The 439-nt window shown below is 78.8% G+C and carries 1 pseudogene; it reads left to right on the plus strand.

Going from position 1 to position 439, the window contains the following annotated elements:
* Positions 1-167: 167 nt before the first annotated feature.
* A pseudogene (locus ACFXA3_RS31405) lies at positions 168-439 on the plus strand (hypothetical protein); the annotation flags it as partial.

Below are 439 nucleotides of genomic sequence, written 5' to 3' on the forward strand. Positions count from 1 at the left end.
CACCCCCCGCGCGCACCGCCCGGGCTGGGCGGGCGTGTTTGTCCCCCCCGCCAACGGGGTTTTACTCCCCCCGCAAACCCCGTCGCCCCCCCCCCCCCTATAGGGGGGGGGGGCTCCTCGCGTGTACGGTCTTCGAGGTGTGTCCACGGGCGGGGGAGAGGAAAGACATGACGAAGAGGGCAGGCTGGCTCGGCCGGCTCGGCAACAGGCTGAGCCGCATGGAGGCACGGCTCAACGAGCGGCGGGCCGAGGTCGAGGCGGAGAGCGCCGACGCCGTCCCGGCCGCCGTGCCCGCCCCCGTGCCCGCCGTCGCCGCGGTCGTCCCGGCGGCCGCGGCCCCCCCCCCGGTGAGGCCCCCCGCCCAGTTCACCGGGCACCACGGGCACCCCGCCCACTCCTACCCGCCCGGCCCGCGCGGGGGCCCCGCCCCGGTGTGGGG

The organism is Streptomyces sp. NPDC059456, from assembly GCF_042750055.1.
Taxonomy (GTDB): Bacteria; Actinomycetota; Actinomycetes; order Streptomycetales; family Streptomycetaceae; genus Streptomyces.